Source organism: Pseudomonas persica, assembly GCF_900291015.1.
Lineage (GTDB): Bacteria > Pseudomonadota > Gammaproteobacteria > Pseudomonadales > Pseudomonadaceae > Aquipseudomonas.
Window position 1 is genome coordinate 35,583 of the sequence record NZ_OLKL01000040.1, and the last position, 20,302, is coordinate 55,884.

General features: G+C 62.0%; 19 protein-coding genes. 2 read left to right on the plus strand and 17 right to left on the minus strand.

Features of this window, described 5'->3' with window-relative positions:
- Nucleotides 1-24: 24 nt before the first annotated feature.
- The 5 genes from FQ664_RS19485 to sdhC form a co-directional block, all read right to left on the minus strand.
- Nucleotides 25-2,856 (minus strand): 2-oxoglutarate dehydrogenase E1 component, encoded by a 2,832-nt coding sequence (locus FQ664_RS19485; protein WP_144174212.1) that lies wholly within the window; start codon nt 2,854-2,856, stop codon nt 25-27.
- Between the two features lie 245 nt (nt 2,857-3,101).
- Nucleotides 3,102-3,806, minus strand: a complete 705-nt coding sequence (locus FQ664_RS19490; protein WP_011534752.1) for a succinate dehydrogenase iron-sulfur subunit — start codon at nt 3,804-3,806, stop codon at nt 3,102-3,104.
- Between the two features lie 11 nt (nt 3,807-3,817).
- Entirely contained in the window at nt 3,818-5,590 is a 1,773-nt protein-coding gene (sdhA, locus tag FQ664_RS19495) for a succinate dehydrogenase flavoprotein subunit (protein WP_144174214.1), read from the minus strand.
- Between the two features lie 3 nt (nt 5,591-5,593).
- The gene (gene sdhD, locus FQ664_RS19500; protein ID WP_003254214.1) at nt 5,594-5,962 is read right to left on the minus strand and encodes a succinate dehydrogenase, hydrophobic membrane anchor protein; all 369 of its coding nucleotides are present in this window, start codon (nt 5,960-5,962) and stop codon (nt 5,594-5,596) included.
- On the minus strand, nt 5,956-6,342 hold the full coding sequence (sdhC, locus tag FQ664_RS19505; RefSeq protein WP_012315350.1) for a succinate dehydrogenase, cytochrome b556 subunit: 387 nt from the start codon (nt 6,340-6,342) through the stop codon (nt 5,956-5,958). The genes sdhD and sdhC overlap by 7 nt, the downstream gene beginning before the upstream one ends.
- 352 nt (nt 6,343-6,694) lie before the next feature.
- Here sdhC and gltA point away from each other — a divergent pair, with 352 nt between their 5' ends.
- Nucleotides 6,695-7,984, plus strand: a complete 1,290-nt coding sequence (gltA, locus tag FQ664_RS19510; protein WP_013973445.1) for a citrate synthase — start codon at nt 6,695-6,697, stop codon at nt 7,982-7,984.
- A gap of 175 nt (nt 7,985-8,159) precedes the next feature.
- Here the strand turns inward: gltA and FQ664_RS19515 are convergent, their stop codons facing one another.
- The 9 genes from FQ664_RS19515 to FQ664_RS19560 all read right to left on the minus strand — a co-directional run bounded on the left by FQ664_RS19515 (nt 8,160) and on the right by FQ664_RS19560 (nt 15,357).
- Nucleotides 8,160-8,765, minus strand: a complete 606-nt coding sequence (locus FQ664_RS19515) for an START domain-containing protein (RefSeq protein ID WP_144174273.1) — start codon at nt 8,763-8,765, stop codon at nt 8,160-8,162.
- 33 nt (nt 8,766-8,798) lie between these two features.
- The gene (locus FQ664_RS19520; RefSeq protein ID WP_144174217.1) at nt 8,799-9,053 is read right to left on the minus strand and encodes a YkgJ family cysteine cluster protein; all 255 of its coding nucleotides are present in this window, start codon (nt 9,051-9,053) and stop codon (nt 8,799-8,801) included.
- A gap of 130 nt (nt 9,054-9,183) precedes the next feature.
- On the minus strand, nt 9,184-9,675 hold the full coding sequence (locus FQ664_RS19525) for a hypothetical protein (RefSeq protein WP_144174219.1): 492 nt from the start codon (nt 9,673-9,675) through the stop codon (nt 9,184-9,186).
- A gap of 63 nt (nt 9,676-9,738) precedes the next feature.
- The gene (locus tag FQ664_RS19530; RefSeq protein WP_144174221.1) at nt 9,739-11,181 is read right to left on the minus strand and encodes an aminotransferase-like domain-containing protein; all 1,443 of its coding nucleotides are present in this window, start codon (nt 11,179-11,181) and stop codon (nt 9,739-9,741) included.
- Between the two features lie 314 nt (nt 11,182-11,495).
- Nucleotides 11,496-12,308 (minus strand): OmpA family protein, encoded by an 813-nt coding sequence (locus tag FQ664_RS19540; RefSeq protein ID WP_144174224.1) that lies wholly within the window; start codon nt 12,306-12,308, stop codon nt 11,496-11,498.
- The gene (locus tag FQ664_RS19545; protein WP_144174226.1) at nt 12,305-12,658 is read right to left on the minus strand and encodes a DUF4398 domain-containing protein; all 354 of its coding nucleotides are present in this window, start codon (nt 12,656-12,658) and stop codon (nt 12,305-12,307) included. The genes FQ664_RS19540 and FQ664_RS19545 overlap by 4 nt, the downstream gene beginning before the upstream one ends.
- 9 nt (nt 12,659-12,667) lie before the next feature.
- On the minus strand, nt 12,668-13,489 hold the full coding sequence (locus tag FQ664_RS19550; RefSeq protein WP_144174229.1) for a substrate-binding periplasmic protein: 822 nt from the start codon (nt 13,487-13,489) through the stop codon (nt 12,668-12,670).
- 188 nt (nt 13,490-13,677) lie between these two features.
- Nucleotides 13,678-14,607, minus strand: coding sequence for an electron transfer flavoprotein subunit alpha/FixB family protein (locus FQ664_RS19555; protein ID WP_013973453.1), 930 nt, complete (start codon nt 14,605-14,607; stop codon nt 13,678-13,680).
- The gene (locus FQ664_RS19560; protein ID WP_114169958.1) at nt 14,608-15,357 is read right to left on the minus strand and encodes an electron transfer flavoprotein subunit beta/FixA family protein; all 750 of its coding nucleotides are present in this window, start codon (nt 15,355-15,357) and stop codon (nt 14,608-14,610) included.
- Between the two features lie 538 nt (nt 15,358-15,895).
- On the opposite strand from FQ664_RS19560, the gene FQ664_RS19565 reads away from it, so the two are divergent.
- Complete coding sequence (locus FQ664_RS19565) at nt 15,896-17,578, plus strand: electron transfer flavoprotein-ubiquinone oxidoreductase (RefSeq protein ID WP_144174232.1); 1,683 nt, start codon at nt 15,896-15,898, stop codon at nt 17,576-17,578.
- 182 nt (nt 17,579-17,760) lie between these two features.
- On the opposite strand, the gene FQ664_RS19570 is transcribed toward FQ664_RS19565, so the two are convergent.
- The 3 genes from FQ664_RS19570 to FQ664_RS19580 form a co-directional block, all read right to left on the minus strand.
- Entirely contained in the window at nt 17,761-19,086 is a 1,326-nt protein-coding gene (locus FQ664_RS19570) for an MFS transporter (protein WP_144174235.1), read from the minus strand.
- Nucleotides 19,087-19,158: 72 nt separating this feature from the next.
- On the minus strand, nt 19,159-19,638 hold the full coding sequence (locus tag FQ664_RS19575; RefSeq protein WP_144174238.1) for a histidine kinase: 480 nt from the start codon (nt 19,636-19,638) through the stop codon (nt 19,159-19,161).
- A gap of 168 nt (nt 19,639-19,806) precedes the next feature.
- Nucleotides 19,807-20,283, minus strand: a complete 477-nt coding sequence (locus FQ664_RS19580) for a sigma-70 family RNA polymerase sigma factor (protein ID WP_144174241.1) — start codon at nt 20,281-20,283, stop codon at nt 19,807-19,809.
- Between the last annotated feature and the right edge of the window lie 19 nt (nt 20,284-20,302).

Sequence of the window (20,302 nt, forward strand, 5' to 3'; positions counted from 1 at the left end):
TTCGGTTTCAGGTGCGCGAAGGCGTTAGACAGTGAAGGCGTCTTGCAGCAGTTTTTCCTGCTGTTCGGCGTGCATCGATGCGTAACCACAAGCTGGTGCGGCGGAAGCATCGCGACCTGCGTACTCCAGGACCAGCGCCTTGTTGTGGCGGCCCAGGATACGGCGCATGTGATGCTGGCTGCTGTACCAGGCGCCCTGGTTCATCGGCTCTTCCTGACACCAGACCGCATGCTTGAGGTTGGTGTAAGGCGCGAGAATTTCGACCAGGTCGTCCTCCGGGAACGGATACAGCTGCTCGATACGCACGATGGCGATGTCTTCGCGGCCTTCGGCACGGCGTTTTTCCAGCAGGTCGTAGTAAACCTTGCCGCCGCACAGAACCAGGCGTTCGACTTTGGCCGGATCGAGGCTGTCGATTTCCGGGATCACGGTCTGGAACGAGCCTTCTGCCAGGTCTTCCAGGGTCGAGATGGCCAGCTTGTGGCGCAGCAGCGACTTCGGCGTCAGGACGATCAGCGGCTTGCGCAGCGGACGGATGACCTGGCGACGCAGCAGGTGGTAGATCTGGGCCGGGGTGGTCGGTACGCAGACCTGGATGTTGTGCTCGGCGCACAGCTGCAGGTAACGCTCCAGGCGCGCGGAGGAGTGCTCCGGGCCCTGCCCTTCATAACCGTGTGGCAGCAGCATGGTCAGACCGCACAGACGGCCCCACTTGTGCTCGCCGCTGGTGATGAACTGGTCGATCACCACTTGCGCACCGTTGGCGAAGTCACCGAACTGGGCTTCCCAGATCACCAGCGCGTTCGGCGTGGTGGTCGAATAGCCGTATTCGAAAGCCAGTACCGCTTCTTCCGACAGGAAGGAGTCGTACAGTTCGAAGCTTGGCTGGCCCGGGAACAGGTTCTTCAGCGGTACGTAGGTGCTGGCGTCCTTCTGGTTGTGCAGCACCGCATGACGGTGCGAGAAGGTGCCACGGCCGATGTCCTGGCCGGTCATGCGGATCGGGTGACCTTCGAACTGCAGGGTGGCGTAGGCCATGGTCTCTGCATAACCCCAGTTGATCGGCAAGCCACCGGCCTGCATCTTCTGGCGATCTTCGTAGATCTTGGCGACCTGGCGCTGGACGACGAAACCTTCCGGGATCTCCAGCAGCTTGGCCGACAGTTCCTGCAGGGTCTTGAGGTCGAAGCGGGTGTCGTGACGCGCGGTCCAGGCATGGCCCAGGTATGGGCGCCAGTCGACGAACAGCTCGCGGTTCGGCTCCTTGACCAGGCTCTTCACCACGTGCAGGCCGTTGTCCAGCGCATTGCGGTACTCGTCGATCTTGGCCTGGGCGCGCTCGGCATCGATGCGGCCGGCCTGGATCAGTGCCTCAGCGTACAATTCACGAGTCGTGCGCTGCTTGCTGATCTGCTGGTACATCAAAGGCTGAGTGCCGTTCGGTTCGTCGGCCTCGTTGTGGCCGCGGCGGCGGTAGCAGACCAGGTCGATGACCACGTCGCGCTTGAACTGCATGCGGTAGTCGATGGCCAGCTGGGTCACGAACAGCACTGCTTCCGGGTCGTCGCCGTTCACGTGCAGGATCGGCGCCTGGATCATCTTGGCAACGTCGGTAGCGTACTCGGTGGAGCGCGCGTCCAACGGGTTGCTGATGGTGAAACCAACCTGGTTGTTGATCACGATGTGCACGGTGCCGCCGGTCTTGAAACCGCGGGTCTGCGACATCTGGAAGGTTTCCATGACCACGCCCTGGCCGGCGAACGCAGCATCGCCGTGGATCGAAATCGGCAGTACCTTGTCGCCAACGGTGTCGTTGCGGCGATCCTGACGGGCGCGCACCGAACCCTCGACCACGGGCGAGACGATTTCCAGGTGGGACGGGTTGAACGCCATGGCCAGGTGCACTTCGCCACCCGGGGTCATCACGTTCGAGGAGAAGCCCTGGTGATACTTCACGTCACCCGAGCCCAGCTCGTTCATCTTCTTGCCTTCGAACTCGTCGAACAGCTCGCGCGGGTTCTTGCCGAAGGTGTTGACCAGCACGTTCAGACGGCCACGGTGGGCCATACCGATCACGACTTCCTTGGTGCCATAGGAACCGGAACGCTGGATCATCTCGTCCAGCATCGGGATCAGGCTTTCGCCACCCTCGAGGCCGAAACGCTTGGTGCCCGGGTACTTGGTGCCCAGGTATTTCTCAAGGCCTTCACCGGCGGTCACGCGCTCGAGCAGGTGGGCCTGCACGTCAGCGGAAAACTCCGGACGGCCGCGCACGCTTTCCAGGCGCTGCTGGAACCAGCTGCGCTGCTCGGAATCGACGATGTGGGTGAACTCGGCGCCAATGGTGCGACAATATGTCTTCTGGAGCGCCTCGAAGATCTCGCGTAGGCTCGCCTCCTCTTTGCCGATGAACAGGTCGCCGGCACGGAAGGTCGTATCAAGATCGGCATTGGTCAAGCCGTAGTGATTGATCGACAGGTCTACGGGCGCAGGACGCTGCCACAACCCCAACGGGTCGAGCTTGGCAGCCTGATGGCCGCGCATACGATAGGCCTGGATCAGTCGCAGAACTTCAACCTGCTTCTTCTCGTGTTCACTGCTCACGCTCCCGGCGGATACCGGTTGGGCGCGGCGCTGGTTCTTTGCCAGCAGTACGAAATGGTCGCGGATTGTCGAGTGCGATACATCGGTAGCGGTGCTGCCGTCGGCGGGCAACTTCTGGAAGTAGGTGCGCCACTCTTCTGGCACAGCGTTAGGGTCGTGCAGGTAGAGCTCATAAAGCTCTTCCACATATGCAGCGTTACCACCTGAAAGGTGGGCGCTTTCCCACATGCGCTGCATCACGCTTTCTTGCATGCTTGGTCACCCTCGGTTAGGGGACTGATCGGCGAGAGCCACAGCAAACCTGGAAAAGTCCGAATACAGCGACTGAGCCACGCCACTTGGATCCTGCTGATTTTCCGGGTACCAGCCCGGAAGCCCCTGCTGGTCTCATATCTTCATAGGTAATGAACGCAGGCTTTGTGGGCCCTTGTTCGGGTTTTACCTCAGTGCGGGCTCACCACCCGCACCTCGGCTTACTGCAGGTACAACACTTTGTATCAGGTGCCGCTTTGCAGCAGCATGTTACGTACGTGACCGATTGCCTTGGTCGGGTTCAGACCTTTCGGGCAAACGTTGACGCAGTTCATGATCCCGCGGCAGCGGAATACGCTGAACGGGTCATCCAGGGACGCCAGGCGCTCCTGGGTCTTGGTGTCACGGCTGTCGGCCAGGAAGCGATAGGCCTGCAGCAGTGCGGCGGGGCCCAGGAACTTGTCCGGGTTCCACCAGAACGACGGGCAGGAAGTCGAGCAGCAAGCGCACAGGATGCACTCGTACAGGCCGTCCAGCTTGTCGCGGTCTTCCGGCGACTGCAGGCGCTCGATGGCCGGTGCCGGGGTATCGTTCTGCAGGAACGGCTTCACCTTCTCGTACTGCTTGTAGAAGATGCTCATGTCGACGACCAGGTCACGAATGACCGGCAAGCCCGGCAGCGGGCGCAGGATCAGCTTGTTGCCCTTCACTACCGCCGACAGCGGGGTAATGCAGGCCAGGCCGTTCTTGCCGTTGATGTTCATGCCATCGGAACCGCAAACGCCTTCACGGCACGAGCGACGATAGGAGAAACCTTCGTCCTGCTCTTTGATCAGTGCCAGCACGTCCAGCACCATCAGGTCCTTGCCGCCGGTATCGACCTGGAAGGTCTGCATTTTCGGCGCCGAGTCGGTGTCCGGGTTGTAACGATAAACTTCGACTTGCAACATAGCGGTTACCCTTAGTAAGTCCGGACTTTTGGTTCGAAGGCTGGAACAGTCTTCGGCGCAAAGTTGACGCCACGCTTGGCAACGCGCTTCTCACCCGGGTAGTACAGGGTGTGGCACAGCCAGTTTTCGTCGTCACGGTCTTCGAAGTCTTCACGGGCGTGAGCGCCGCGCGACTCTTTACGGGCTTCGGCCGCGATGGCGGTAGCTTCGGCGACTTCCAGCAGGTTCTGCAGCTCCAGCGCTTCGATACGCGCAGTGTTGAAGGCCTGGGACTTGTCGTTGATCTTGACGTTGGCGATACGGTCACGCAGACCGGCCAGCTGCTCGATACCCTTCTGCATGTATTCGCCAGTACGGAATACACCGAAGTAGTTCTGCATGCAGCTCTGCAGCTCGCGCTTCAGGCTGGCAACGTCTTCACCGCTGGTACGCTCGTTGAGCTTGTTCAGACGGTTCAGGGCAACATCGACGTCGGTGTCGCTGGCATCGCGGTATTCCACGCCTTCGGTCAGCGCCTTCTCCAGGTGCAGGCCGGCAGCACGACCGAACACCACCAGGTCGAGCAGCGAGTTGCCGCCCAGGCGGTTGGCGCCGTGAACCGATACGCACGCCACTTCACCTACGGCGAACAGGCCCGGGATGATGTGGTCGTTGCCTTCGGCGTCCATGGTGATGGCCTGGCCATGAATGTTGGTGGCAACGCCGCCCATCATGTAGTGGCAGGTCGGGATGACCGGTACCGGCGCGACCACCGGGTCGACGTGGGCGAAGGTCTTGGACAGCTCGCAGATACCTGGCAGGCGGCTGTGCAGCACTTCCTCGCCCAGGTGGTCCAGCTTCAGCAGCACGTGGTCCTTGTTCGGACCCACACCGTTGCCGGCGATGATTTCCTTGACCATGGAACGGGCAACCACGTCGCGGCCGGCCAGGTCTTTCGCGTTCGGCGCGTAACGCTCCATGAAGCGCTCGCCGTGGGCGTTGATCAGGTAGCCACCCTCACCGCGGCAACCTTCGGTAACCAGTACACCGGCGCCGGCGATGCCGGTCGGGTGGAACTGCCACATTTCGATGTCCTGCACCGGCACGCCGGCACGCAGGGCCATGCCCACGCCATCACCGGTGTTGATCAGGGCGTTGGTGGTGGAGGCGTAGATACGGCCGGCACCGCCAGTGGCCAGCACAGTGGCCTTGGACTTGATGTACAGGGTTTCGCCGGTTTCGATGCAGATCGCGATCACACCAACGAATGCGCCATCCTGGTTCTTCACCAGGTCAACTGCGTAGTACTCGTTGAGGAAGGTGGTACCGGCTTTCAGGTTGCCCTGGTACAAGGTGTGCAGCAGCGCGTGGCCGGTACGGTCGGAAGCGGCGCAGGTACGGGCAGCCTGGCCACCCTTGCCGAAGTCCTTGGACTGACCACCGAACGGACGCTGGTAGATACGACCGGTTTCGGTACGCGAGAACGGCAAGCCCATGTGGTCCAGTTCGAAGACCGCAGCCGGGCCTTCCTGACACATGTATTCGATAGCGTCCTGGTCACCGATGTAGTCGGAACCCTTGACGGTATCGTACATGTGCCAGCGCCAGTCGTCGTTCGGGTCGGCCGAAGCGATGGCGCAGGTAATGCCACCTTGGGCGGATACAGTGTGCGAACGGGTCGGGAAGACCTTGGTGACCACGGCAGTCTTGTGACCGCCTTGAGCCAGCTGCAGCGCAGCGCGCATGCCGGCACCGCCGCCACCGATGATGATGGCGTCGAAGGAAATGGTTGGAATGCTAGCCATGGATCAGATACCCCAGAGAATCTGCACACCCCAGACGAAGTAAGCGAACATCGCAACGCCGCATACCGCCTGGAACAGGAAACGAATCGCAGTTGCCGACTTGCCGAACGACATTGGCGTCAGGTAGTCGGTCGCAATGGTCCACATGCCGACCCAGGCGTGAGCGCCCAGGGCAACGAGGGCCAGCAGACTGAAGATCCGCATCGCGTTGTTGGAGAACAGACCGTGCCACTGGGTGTAGTCGATGCCTGGGTGGGCGACCACGTAGCCGATCAGGAAGAGGAAGTAAGCCGCGAGAACGACCGCAGAAACGCGCTGCGCCATCCAGTCATAGAGGCCCGAACGCGACAGGTTCGTGACATTGGTTACCATACCCAAACTCCCACCAGAACGATCAGCACCACGGAGATGACGATCACGATTTTCGAGCCCAGCTTGCCGCCTTCCAGCGTCTCACCGATACCCATGTCCATGATCAGGTGACGTACACCTGCCACGAGGTGATAAAGCAGGGCGGACAGCAGGCCCCAGGTCACGAACTTGGCCAGCGGGCTGGTCAGACACGCCTTCACCTCACCGAAGCCTTCCTCGGAACCCAGCGACTTGCCCAATGCATAAAGCATGATGGCAAGGCCGAGGAACAGGATGACGCCGGAGATACGGTGCAGGATGGACGTGTACGCAGTGACGGGGAGCTTGATGGTCCTTAGGTCTAGGTTTACAGGTCGTTGGCTTTTCACGGCTTTTTTCACACTGAAGAGCCCCTAGCGAATCAGGGCAAAGTTGTTGGTAAGTGTACTGGTCAGGTACCCACCACCCAGGGAACGGCGACCCCCAGCAGTTCGGGCTTGCAAGCCCCTGGCGGTCGGGTTGCGAGTATAGACAGTTAGGCTGCTTATGACAACGTGACGGGGTAGCCCGAATAGCGCATTGCCTTTAATGGACAAAAGGCGTAAATGGGCGAGAATTTCGCGAAAAAACAGGCCTCAATGCCTGTTTCAACAAGCCTTTAGGCAAATTGACATCTGAATTTATCCCTCTATAGTGGTGCGGGCCCTGCGTGGGGGGTCTGTCTGATGATTTCAAGCATTAATAGGAGGCCACATGGCTGACAAAAAAGCGCAGTTGGTCATCGAGGGCGCTGCCCCCGTCGAGCTGCCCATTTTAACCGGCACCGTTGGTCCTGATGTAATCGACGTCCGCGGGTTGGGGGCCACTGGTCACTTCACCTTCGACCCTGGTTTCATGGCGACTGCCTCGTGCGAGTCGAAGATCACCTACATTGACGGCGACAAAGGTATCCTGCTGCACCGCGGCTACCCGATCGAGCAGCTCGCCGAAAAGTCCGACTACCTCGAAACCTGCTACCTGCTGCTCAACGGCGAACTGCCGAATGCCGAGCAGAAGGCCCAGTTCGTCAGCACCGTGAAGAACCACACCATGGTTCACGAGCAGCTGAAGTCCTTCTTCAACGGCTTCCGCCGCGACGCTCACCCGATGGCGGTGATGTGCGGCGTAGTCGGCGCCCTGTCGGCGTTCTATCACGACTCCCTGGATATCAATAACCCGCAACACCGCGAAATTTCCGCGGTGCGCCTGGTCGCCAAGATGCCGACCCTGGCCGCGATGGTTTACAAGTACTCCATGGGCCAGCCGATGATGTACCCGCGCAACGACCTGTCGTACGCGGAAAACTTCCTGCACATGATGTTCAACACCCCGTGCGAGATCAAACCGATCAGCCCGGTGCTGGCCAAGGCGATGGACCGGATCTTCATCCTCCACGCCGACCACGAGCAGAACGCTTCTACCTCCACCGTTCGTCTGGCCGGTTCGTCGGGCGCCAACCCGTTCGCCTGCATCGCCGCCGGTATCGCCGCATTGTGGGGCCCGGCCCACGGCGGTGCGAACGAAGCGGTACTGACCATGCTAGATGAAATCGGCGATGTCTCGAACATCGACAAGTTCATCGCCAAGGCCAAGGACAAGAACGACCCGTTCAAGCTCATGGGCTTCGGCCACCGCGTGTACAAGAACCGCGACCCGCGCGCCACCGTGATGAAGCAGACCTGCGACGAAGTCCTGCGCGAGCTGGGCATCAAGAACGACCCGCAGCTGGAACTGGCCATGCGCCTGGAAGAGATCGCCCTGACCGATCCGTACTTCATCGAGCGCTCGCTGTACCCGAACGTCGACTTCTACTCGGGGATCATCCTCAAGGCAATCGGCATTCCGACCAGCATGTTCACCGTGATTTTCGCCCTGGCACGTACCGTGGGCTGGATCTCGCACTGGAAAGAAATGCTCTCCAGCCCGTACAAGATCGGCCGCCCGCGCCAGCTGTACACCGGCGAGCAGAAGCGCGACATCGTTGCGCTGCAGGACCGCAAGTAAGCTTTGATAGCCGAACGCAAGAAGGCTGCCCTCGGGCAGCCTTTTTTATTCATCCTGTGCTGGCCTCTTCGCGGGTAAACCCGCTCCCACAGGGGCCCCACAGACCCGAAAGATTGCGGGATACCTGTGGGAGCGGGTTTACCCGCGAAGAGGCCGGCACAAATGACACAATGCCTCAGTTCTTCTCAGCCCGCTCGCGCAACCCTTTCAGGGTATTGAACGGCGCATCCACCACAAACTTGTTGGCCACCATCGCCGGCACGCTACCGCCCGGCTCGGTGTGTACCTGATAGGTCACCTCGGTGCTGTCGCCCTTGGGCACCAGCTTCCAGAAGCCTTCGACCTTGGCCACCCGCACGAAGCCCTTCTCTTGCGGAACGTAGGTCGGCTCTTCGACCAGCTTGCGGGTCAGGCTGCCGTCAGCCTCCTTGACCGTGCTCACGCGCAGCACCGAATCGCGCGGCGTCACCGGCCATGGCGTATTGAACTGGGTATAGGTCCAGACCTGGTCACCTTCCTGCTTGAGCACCTTCTGCATCTTGCATTCGTGAATCCACGCGCAGGCCCCGACCACATCCTCCTGCAGCGCCTGCACCTTCGCCAGCGGCGCCTTGATCACGGTGACGCCGCGGTAGGCCTTGTACTTGGAACCGGCCACTTCGCTGAGGGAAACCTTGATCCCCTCCTCGTCCTTGGCCAGCTGCCAGTTATCGGCCCAGGCCGCAGGCGACAGCAGAACACCCATGCCACACAGCAGAGCAATACGCTTGAACGATCTCATCATGTTTATCCTTGTTGTCGAAGATCCAGCCTGTCACGCCGCCGTCATCTGCTCCCACCAACCGAGAATCCTGATGGCCTCGTCACGATCATTGCCGCACACCTCGACATCCGCCTTGAAACCGCCACACACCGCCGGCCGCTCGGGTTTGCCGAACAGGTCGCAGAGGTTGTCTACAGTCAGGTGCAGGCAGCGCTCGCCAGCCGCCTTGCCATTGGGCATACGCGGCATCGCAGAGGTGATGGACGGGGCAATGCAGCAGGCACCACAGCCCTCACGGCAATTCATGGCTATTCACCAAAATCAGGACTCCCTGGAACACAATGGGACGAACGTCCCTGGATAGTAACCGCTCAAACAGGCGTTTGAAATTGCTGGCACGATGAAATCTGCCGTGACCCGGCAGTCAGCCCACTGACTACTGGCGGTACTCGAAATCGATGGCCGCCCCTTCCACGTCGCGACGGCTGTCATTGCGCAGTTGCAGCTGCATTTCGTTGCTGATCAGCCGACCATTGAGCTGGAACGGGCTGTCATTGGCTTCTGGCTTGTCAGTGAACATGGGCGGCAGCAAAGCTCTACGTCGCTGGATCGGCGAAGGATTGCCCACATCCGGCTCCAGGTTATCGACCATATCGGCAGGCAGGCTGAGGTCGAGCCTTGCCTTGGGCAACGGCTTGGCAACCTCCTTGCTCACCGGCTTGCGCACCGGTCTGGCCTTGCTGTTGCCGGCTTTTTTTGCCGCCTGCTTGTGCGCCGACCTGGCTGCAGCCTTCTGCACCGGCTTGGCTTTCTGCACCGGCTTGGCCGCCTGCACCTGGCCTGCCGGCTGCGCAGCCTGGGCAACACCAGCCAGACTGCAGAGCGGTACAAGGCACAAGATCAGGGCAAAACGGCGCAAAGCATTCATGGCAAATGGACAGGCTGGCAGGAAAAGTGCGTATGCTCCCTGTTCCGCAGGCACGTGGCAAGCCTACAAAAATGCGGCCGCTGGCTCCCGGCACAATTGCTGGGCCAGCAGACCGAGAGTGATCACCGCGCGCTCGGCTTCCTTGTTCCAAGGTATACCGCAATTAAGGCGGATGCAGTGGTTGAATTGCTCGGTGTTACTGAAGATCAGCCCCGGCGCAATACTGATGCCCTGCTCCAGCGCGCGCACATGCAGCTCCTGGGTATTGACCCGTCCGGGCAGGCTCACCCACAGGATGAAACCGCCCGTCGGCCGGGTCATCTGGGTACCCTCGGGGAAGTGCTGCTGCACCGCCAGCTGGTAGGCACTGAGGTTCTTGCGGTACTCCTGGCGGATGTAACGCAGGTGCCGGTCGTAGCCGCCATTCTCCAGGTAGGCCGCCACACCCATCTGCGTCACGCTGCAGGCCGAGTGAGTGGTAAAGGTTTGCAGGCGCTGGATTTCGTCGTGATAGCGCCCAGCGACCATCCAGCCTACGCGCACACCAGGGGACAGGGTCTTGGAAAAACTCGAGCAATAGATCACCCGGTCCAGCCGGTCGAATGCCTTCAGCGCCTTGGTCTTGCCCTGCTCGAACATCAGCTCGCCATAGATGTCATCCTCGACGATCTGGATATCGAAGTCCGACGCCAGGCGCAGCAACTGCTTCTGCCGCTCTTCCGGGACGGTGCCGCCCAGCGGGTTGCTCAGGCGCGCCGTCAGTACTAGGGCTTTGATCGACCACTGGTTGGCCGCCAGTTGCAAGGCTTCGAGACTGATGCCGGTGGACGGATCGCTGGGGATCTCGATCACCTTCAGGCCCAGCAGGTCGGCCAGCTGCAACAGCCCGTAATAGGTGGGCGATTCGGCGGCAATCAAGTCGCCGGGGCGGGTCAGCGCGCGCAGCGACATCTGCAGCGCATCGACGCAGCCATGAGTCACGATCACTTCACGCGGGTCGACCAGCACGCCAGCATCACGCATGCGAATGGCGATCTGCCGGCGCAATGGCTCGAAACCGGGGCTGAACATATAGCTGAAGGCGCGCGGGCTATGGAAGCGCGTCACCTTGGCAATCTGCTGGTGCAGGGCACGCACCGGCAGGTAGTCGACGTGCGGCACCGCGGCGCCGAACGGGAACACGCCATCACGGCGGGCCTCGGTCAATACCTGCTGGATGATACTGGCGCGAGTCACCAGGCCGGGGCGTTCCACCCGGGCGATGTCCGGGGTCTGCGCGGTCAGGGCCGGGGTCTGGTGCACGTAGTAGCCGGACTGCGGCCGTGCACGGATCAACCCCTGATCCTCGAGATTGGCATAGGCCTGCAGCACCGTGGCATGGCTGACATTGAGCTGGGCGCTCATCTTGCGCACGGAGGGTACCCGCTCGCCTGGCTGGTAGACACCGCGACGGATGTCATCGGCCAGTTGCTGGGCGATACGCTGGTACAGCAGCAGGTTGGTCATGGCGGTAGACTCGTTGTTCTTGTACGTCTCAGTGACGGTAGAGGATACCGTAACAGTTGCAAAGTGTACTGGGACAGAATGCAACATACTCGACAATACAATAGCGTGACAGCTATCGAAACGATTGAACCGACGAAAAGCAGGGCGGCTTTAGCCGCGAAGAGTCCAACGCGGTGCATGGCACCGGCTGCGCCGGTGTTCGCGGCTAAAGCCGCTCCCACAGAGACCCTGCTAATTCAATGAGTGAATGTGCAGTTCTATGAGGAGCTGGCTTGCCGGCGATGGGCCGCAAAGCGGCCCCCTCCTCACAAAACTCAGCGTGCTGGCGCGAGCTTGCCCTTGTCATCGGAGAACACGATCTCGACGCGACGGTTCTGCGCCCTGCCCCGCTCCGAGGCATTGGCCTCGATCGGGTACTGGTCGCCATACCCCTCGACCTGCAGGCGCTTCTCGTCGATCCCCAGGTCGACCAGCATGTCGGCCACGGCCTGCGCCCGGTCACGGGACAGCTTCAGGTTGTCCTGCGCCGGGCCGGTGCTGTCGGTATAACCCTCGATCCGCACCACCCGGCGCGGGTTGAGCTGGAGGAACTGCACCAGCTTGAGCACGGTGCGGCTGGCCGAGTTCTTCAGGTCGGCGCGACCAGTGTCGAACAGCACGTCACCCAGGGTCATCACCAGACCACGGTCGGTCTGCTCCGAGGCCAGCGCGGCGATCTGCGACTCGATCCACTTGCCCTGCTGCTGCACACTGGCCAGCTTGGCCTCGCGCAGGGCCAGTTGCAGGCGCTGACGCTCCAGATCGAGCTTGGCCTGGCGTTCCTGGTTCAGCGCCAGCTTGGCATGCTCGCTGGCAATCTCGCTGTAACGCTGGCTCAGGTAGGCATAATGGCGCACGTCGGCACCGGTGCCGATGTAGCTGGACAGGCGCTCGGCGCGGGCCAGCGACTCGCCTGCACGAATCACGTCACGCGGCGCGCTGCGCAGCACATTGGAATCATCCTTGACCTTCTGGAAGGCTGCGGTGGCATCATCCAGCGCCGCACTGCTGCGCTGGCTGGCGCAACCCTGCAGGCCCACCGCCAGCGCCAACACTGCCAGCGCGGCCAATGGCATGCGACGGATCATGGCTGCACCTCCAGCTGCTTGCGCAGGCGCTTGACCCGCGACTGCAGCAGTTGCAGCTGCTCTTCGCTCTTCTGGTTCAGCACCTGGGCCTCGGCCAGGCGCGCATCCAGTTCGGCCTGCTCGGCACGCATGCGCGCATCGCGGTAGTCTTCGGTGAGCATGTTGGTCTTGGCTCGGGCCAGCTTGTCTTCGGCCAGCTTGAGCGCTTCGACCTGCTCAGTGGCACCGACAGCCCTGGCCTGCTCCAGTGCCTGTTCGGAAATGCGCATCTGCTCGTCAGGGGCCGGATCGCTGGCGCAGCCAGCCAGGCCGAGCACGGCCAGGGCAAGGATAAGTGGTTGGGTTCTCACGCAATCTTCCTAGTGTATGGGGGCGTCCGACGGCACCTGCAGCTGCGCTTTCCAGCGCTCGACATTACGTTGCAGCACGGCCTCGGACGCACCGGAGATCGGCAATTCTGTCAGTTTTTTCGCTAATTGCCCACGCAACCAGCTGTCATTGCAGGCCGAATTGTGCGACAGGGCCAGGTACAGGCCTGGCCGATCCACCGGCAGGCCGCGGGCGATCAGGTCATTGCTCATACCCAGGCTCTGGGCCATGGCCATGCCCGAGTAGCGGCCAGCGAGCACATAGTCCACCTGGCCGAGCACCAGTTTCTGGAACGCCTGGGTCAGGTTCTGTGCCGGCACCAGCTTCAGCTGGGCCTTGGCGAACGCGGTAAAGGCCGGGGTCAGCCGCGCGCGCTCGGACAAACTGCCCTGGTACTGGGCCAGGTCCGCCGGGCCTTCGAAGGTCAGTGTGGCGTCGTGGCGCGTCCACACCAGGTATTCGTTGAGCTGCAGGGGCGGGTGGATGTAGTCCAGCGCGGTCAGTTGCTCCACCTGCATGGGGGTGTCGAGCAGCAAGTCCATGCGCCCGCTACGCACTTCTTCCAGCGCCTGGTCACGCCGGCCGGCGCTCAGCACCTCCACCTTCAGACCCAGCTCGCCAGCCACCTGGCGCAGCAGGTCGACGTTGGCGCCGATCAGGTGTTTCGGGTCCTTTGGGTCTTGCCACGAATAGGGCGGCGCATCGGGGCTGCCGGTTGCCACCAGGCGTTCGCACTTGCCTGCCGCCATCGCCAGCGGCGACACCAACAACGCCGTGCATGCCAGTACCCTGCCTGCTTTACGCAGCACCATTACTCACTCCTTGTATTGCTTGGTCCGGCCCAATCGCCGGCAAGCCAGCTCCCACAGGTACGGCGCTGCCCTTGAGAACTGTGCTGTACCTGTGGCAGCTGGCTTGCCGGCGATTGGGCCGGAACAGACCACAAAAAAACCCGACCCCCTGTACGAGGGCCGGGTTCTTTATAAGTGAAGCAGGCGGATCAGACCAGCTTTTCCAGCTCCGGAACCGCTTCGAACAGGTCAGCGACCAGGCCGTAGTCGGCTACCTGGAAGATCGGCGCTTCTTCGTCCTTGTTGATCGCCACGATCACCTTGGAGTCTTTCATGCCGGCCAGGTGCTGGATCGCACCGGAGATACCGACCGCGATGTACAGCTGTGGCGCGACGATCTTGCCGGTCTGGCCGACCTGCATGTCGTTCGGCACGAAGCCTGCGTCGACCGCAGCGCGCGAGGCACCGACAGCAGCGCCGAGCTTGTCGGCCAGGCTGTACAGGTGCTTGAAGTTGTCACCGTTGCCCATGCCACGACCGCCGGAAACGACGATCTTGGCAGCAGTCAGTTCTGGGCGGTCGGACTTGGCCAGCTCTTCGCCAACGAAGGCCGAGATGCCGGCATTGTGCGCAGCGCCGACGGCTTCGATGGCAGCCGAACCACCTTCGGCGGCCACGGCGTCGAAGCCGGTGGTACGCACGGTGATAACCTTGATGGCCGCACTCGATTGCACGGTGGCAATGGCGTTACCGGCATAGATCGGGCGCTTGAAGGTGTCGGCGGACTCGACCGAGATGATCTCGGAAATCTGATCCACATCCAGCAGCGCGGCAACGCGCGGCAGGATGTTCTTGCCGTTGGTGGTGGCCGGGGCCAGCACGTGGCTATAGCCCTTGGCCAGCTCGACGATCAGCGGCGCGACGTTTTCCGGCAGGACATGGGCGTAGGCAGCGTTATCGGCAACCAGCACCTTGGCTACGCCAGCGATCTTGGCAGCAGACTCGGCAACGCCGCCCACGTTCTGGCCAGCGACCAGCACGTGCACATCACCACCGATCTTGGCGGCAGCGGCAACAGTGTTCAGGGTGGCCGGGGCTACGGCACCATTTTCGTATTCAGCGACAACCAGGATAGTCATTTAGATTACCTTCGCTTCGTTCTTCAGCTTCTCGACCAGTTCGGCCACCGACTTGACCTTGATGCCAGCGCTGCGGGCAGCCGGGGCTTCAACCTTCAGGGTCTTGTTGGTGGAGGCGAGGGAAACGCCCAGCGCGTCTGGAGTAACGGTCTCCAGCGGCTTCTTCTTGGCCTTCATGATGTTCGGCAGCGACGCGTAGCGCGGCTCGTTCAGGCGCAGGTCGGTGGTGACGATGGCCGGCAGGTTCAGGGCAACGGTCTGCAGGCCGCCGTCGATTTCACGGGTAACATTCAGCTTGTCGCCAGCCACTTCAACCTTGGATGCGAACGTGCCTTGGGCGAAGCCGGTCAGCGCGGCCAGCATCTGACCGGTCTGGTTGTTGTCGCTGTCGATGGCCTGCTTGCCGAGGATGACCAGCTGCGGCTGCTCTTTGTCGACAACGGCTTTCAGCGCCTTGGCCACGGCCAGGGAGTTCAGTTCGTCAGCGGCCTCGACCAGGATGGCACGGTCGGCACCCAGGGCCAGAGCGGTACGCAGCTGCTCCTGAGCAGTGGCCGGGCCGACGGAAACGACGACGATCTCGGTCGCAACGCCCTTTTCCTTCAGGCGTACGGCTTCTTCCACGGCGATTTCGCAGAAGGGGTTCATGGACATCTTGACGTTAGCAAGGTCGACGCCGGAGTTGTCCGCTTTGACGCGAACCTTGACGTTGTAGTCGACCACTCGTTTGACAGCTACAAGAACCTTCATGGATTCCTCGTTACTCTCCGGTGAATAGATAGTCGCCTGGGGCAGAGCCCTGCGATGCGCGTGGGTACAAGGGCACCTCTAAAAACGTACCGGGAGGCGGTAACTTCACAGTGACCGAACAGTCTTGTCCGGACTCTTGCGACAAATACTCACGGGTCATTTTCTGTCGTGGCGTGTAAACTCCACTACAAAACGGCCCAAGGCCGCAAAACCCTGCTCCACACCTGGTCTTTAGAGGTGTACCTGCGCCCGGCTGCAAGCCTACGGCGAACGTAAAACCGCTCGTATCTTGACCGTAACACCTAATCCGGTCAATACGGCAAATCGGTCACCCTCCAGCCGCGTTCCTGTGATTTTACTGGCCTGCGGCAAATTCAAACAAACGTTTGTATTGGACCCGCCAAGTGGTGTAGATATAATGCGCGGCCAAGACAAAACGGTGTAGTCCGTCATTTGCCCAGCTACAGTTCCGCCGCTGCGTAGAACCGCTGCGAATGCCCCGCGCACCCAATAAGACAAAGCAACAGCACGAGCCTTGATGAGTAGGAGAGAACCAGTGGAACGCGAATACATGGAATTCGACGTGGTCATCGTCGGCGCCGGCCCGGCAGGCCTGTCCGCCGCCTGCCGCCTGAAGCAGAAGGCCGCCGAAGCCGGTAGCGAAATCAGCGTCTGCGTGGTGGAAAAAGGCTCTGAGGTCGGTGCCCACATCCTCTCCGGCGCGGTGTTCGAACCCCGCGCCCTGAACGAGCTGTTCCCTGACTGGAAAGCGCTCGGCGCGCCACTGAACACCGAAGTGAAGCGCGACGACATCTACGTGCTCAAGGATGCCGGCAGCTCGACCAAGGTGCCTGACCTGTTCGTGCCCAAGACCATGCACAACCAGGGCAACTACATCATTTCACTGGGCAACCTGTGCCGCTGGCTGGCCCAGCAGGCCGAGAACCTGGGCGTGGAAATCTACCCGGGCTTCGCCGCCCAGGAAGCCCTGTTCGACGACAACGGCGTGGTCCGCGGCATCGTCACCGGCGACCTCGGTGTCGACCGCGAAGGCAACCCGAAGGACGGCCTGTACACCCCGGGCATGGAACTGCGTGCCAAGTACACCCTGTTCGCCGAAGGCTGCCGCGGCCACATCGGCAAGCAGCTGATCAAGCGCTTCAACCTCGACAGCGAATCCGACGTCCAGCACTACGGCATCGGCCTCAAGGAAATCTGGGAAATCGACCCGGCCAGGCACGAGCAGGGCCTGGTGGTGCACACCGCTGGCTGGCCGCTGGACGTGATGGCCAAGGACAACACCGGTGGCTCGTTCCTCTATCACCTGGAAAACAACCAGGTGGTGGTCGGCCTGATCGTCGACCTGTCCTACGCCAACCCGTACCTGTCGCCGTTCGACGAATTCCAGCGGCTGAAGCACCACCCGGTGATCAGCCAGTACCTCGAAGGCGGCAAGCGCATCAGCTACGGTGCCCGCGCCCTGGCCAAGGGTGGCATAAACTCGCTGCCGAAAATGGTCTTCAATGGCGGTGCGCTGATCGGTTGCGACCTGGGCACCATGAACGTGGCCAAGATCAAAGGCAGCCACACCGCGATGAAGTCCGGCATGCTCGCCGCTGACGCGGTAGCCGATGCCCTGCTCGCCGGCAGCGAAGGCGGTGACCAGCTGAACGGCTACGTCAGCGCCTTCAAGGCCAGCTGGCTGTATGAAGAGCTGTTCGCCAGCCGCAACTTCGGCCCGGCCATGCACAAGTTCGGCCCGCTGCTGGGCGCGGCGTTCAACTATGTGGACCAGAACTGGTTCGGCGGCAAGCTGCCGTTCACCCTGCACGACACCAAGCCGGACTACGCCTGCCTGAAGCTGGCGGCCGAATCGCAGAAGATCGACTACCCGAAACCGGACGGCAAGCTCAGCTTCGACAAGCTCAGTTCGGTATTCCTCTCCAGCACCAACCATGAAGAGGAACAACCCTGCCACCTGAAGCTGACCGACCCGAACGTGCCGATCGCCAGCAACCTGCCGCTGTACGACGAGCCGGCCCAACGCTACTGCCCGGCCGGCGTGTACGAAGTGGTCAGCCAGGAAGACGGCAGCAAGCGCTTCCAGATCAACGCGCAGAACTGCGTACACTGCAAGACCTGCGACATCAAGGACCCGGCCCAGAACATCACCTGGGTCACCCCTGAAGGCGCCGGCGGGCCGAACTACCCGAACATGTAAGGTCCTGCCCTTGCGCTAACGAAAAGCCCCTGGTTCTCACGAGCCAGGGGCTTTTTGTTTTACCTGTACCGGCCTCATCGCCGGCAAGCCGGCTCCCACTTCGACCGCATCGGCTTCGAGCCCTGCGCTATCCCTGTGGGAGCTGGTTTGCCGGCGACGAGGCCAGAACAGACAGCAGAAAACTATTTTTCACCACACATTACCGGCATAGGCTCCGCCGCAAACGCCAATGGCTCGCGACGCCCGAAATACAAGGCTGTCAGCAGCCCCACGGTACCCATGACCAGACAAAAGCCGACACACACCCACGGGCTCCATGGCATCAGCGCAATCAGCGCCAGCGGCGTGGTGCTGGCCCACAGCGCGTAGGCCACGTTGTAGGTGAAGGAAATGCCCGACACGCGGATCTCGGCCGGGAACAGCCCGACCATCACCGACGGCACCACCCCCACCACGCCGCAGGACAGGCCCGCCAGCGCATAGCCCAGCCAGGTCATGCCCCACTGCCCCACCAGGCTGGCATACAACGCGCCGATGCCCAATGGCAGCAGCAGGCTGTAGAACATCAGCGCGCGCCAGGCGCCTACGCGGTCGACCAGCAGCCCGGCCAGCACACAGCCGATGTTGAGGAAGACGATGCCCACGCTGCTCAGGGCAAAGGTGTGCCCGGCACTCATGCCGAAGCGCTGCTGCATCACTGTCGGGGTAATCACCACCAGCACCACCACGGCAGAAGTCAGCACACAGGTCAGCAGCGCCGCCGGGATCAACGCCCGGCGGTGCTCGCCCAGCACCCGCCGCAGCGGGAAGCTCACCGGCTGCTGCTGGCGTGCGCGCAGGGCGAGGAACACCGGTGTTTCGCTGAGCCAACGACGCAACCACACGCCAATCACGCCGAATATCCCGCCGAGCAGGAACGGGTAGCGCCAGGCGTAGTCGAGGATTTCCTGCGGGGTGAACAGCTGTGCCAGCAACGTCGCGGTCAGCGCCCCCAGCAAGTAGCCGAAGGTCAGCCCGGCCTGCAGGAAGCCCAGGGCGTAGCCGCGACGCCCGGCGGGTGCGTGCTCGGCGACGAAGGTCCAGGCACTCGGCACCTCGCCACCCACCGCCGCGCCCTGCAGGATGCGCAGGGCCAGCAGGATCAGCGGCGCCGCATAGCCGATGTCGGCGTAGGTCGGCATTACCCCGATCAACAGGCACGGCAGGGCCATCATCAGGATGCTCAGGCTGAACACCCGCTTGCGTCCGAGGTGGTCGGCGAAGTGTGCCATCAGGATGCCACCCAGCGGCCGCGCCAGGTAGCCGGTGACGAAGATTCCGAAGCTTTGCAGCAGGCGCAGCCATTCGGGCATCTCGGGCGGGAAGAACAGCTGGCTGAGGGTCAGCGCAAAGAACACGAAAATGATGAAATCGTAGATTTCCAGCGCGCCGCCCAACGCCGCCAGGCCCAGGGTCCGGTGATCACCGCGGCTGAACCGGGGCGGGCGAACGGTATCGATGGCAGTCATGGCAGGGTCCGCAAATCGGCAAAGGGCAAAAGGATAGCAAATAGCTGACCCCGTGCCCCACCCGCTGCGGCTTTAGCGGTTGAACACTGTGTGCGCGAAATTGGCCCGCGGCCGTGGCCGCGCCGAAGTAGCCGGCACGGTACCCGGCAGCGACAGCTTGCCGACCAGCAGCGGCGTATCGATGATCGCCATGAATGCCTCCAGCGCCTCGTTATCGGGCACCTGAGGCAGGCTCAGGCTGACGGCCTGGCGCTCGTTCTGCGGCACCGAGGGCACTTTCAACTGGGTAGAGTGATAAAGCAGGGCGTGCTGGATCTGTGTGCTGACGCGGCAGAAACGCACCAGGTCGACCCCGGCATGGCTGGCCAGTTCGATGTTGCCCAACAGCAGGTGGAAAGGCTGCAAGGCACACAGCACCAAGCGCTGCAGTTCCTCGAAGCTGTCCACTGGTGCTATCCGGTAGTAGCCCAGGCCATTGAGCAGCCGCTCCAGCTGCAGGCGCTGGCACGGATGTGCGTCGGCGATGAGGATGCGCAGGGTCTTGTTGGCCATGGTCGGACCTGGGCAGTTGGGTAATGGGTACGCTCCATGACCATACTGCGCCAGTAACGGCTGCTGCCAAGGTTATGCCTGACAGGGGTCTTCTTTGATAGAAGTCGGGAAAGCTGCGGAAATCAAGTGATTGACTGACGGAATTTGCATTTGCCTTTAACCCGGCAATCAGGACTCCCACTCGCGCATGCGCACCCGGCAGTGCTTCATGGCATTGACGATGTGCTTTTCCACCAGGCTGCGGGAAATGCCCAGGTGCTTGGCGATCTGCTGGTGTGACAGGCCATCGAGCTTGCGCAGCAGGAAGCAGTCGCGGCAGACCTTGCTCAGCTCACCCAGGGCACGCTGCATCAGCGCCAGACGCTGGTCGAGCTGCATGTCGTGGGTCGGTGCCGGGGTGTGCCAGCGCTCGTCGCTGTCCAGCACCTCCAGCGGCTCGGCCTGGCGCACCTGGTGCCGCCGGTGGCGGTCGACCACCAGGTTGAGCGCGGTGCGGTAAAGGAATGCCCGCGGGTGCTCGATGCGCTCGGTGCCGGTGCGCTCCAGCACCCGCAGGTAGGCATCGTGCGCCACGTCTTCGGCGGCCTGACGATTGCCCAGACGCGCGGAAAGGAAGCCCACCAGTTCGCGATAGTAATGTTCCACGACGTTACCTGAGATCGTC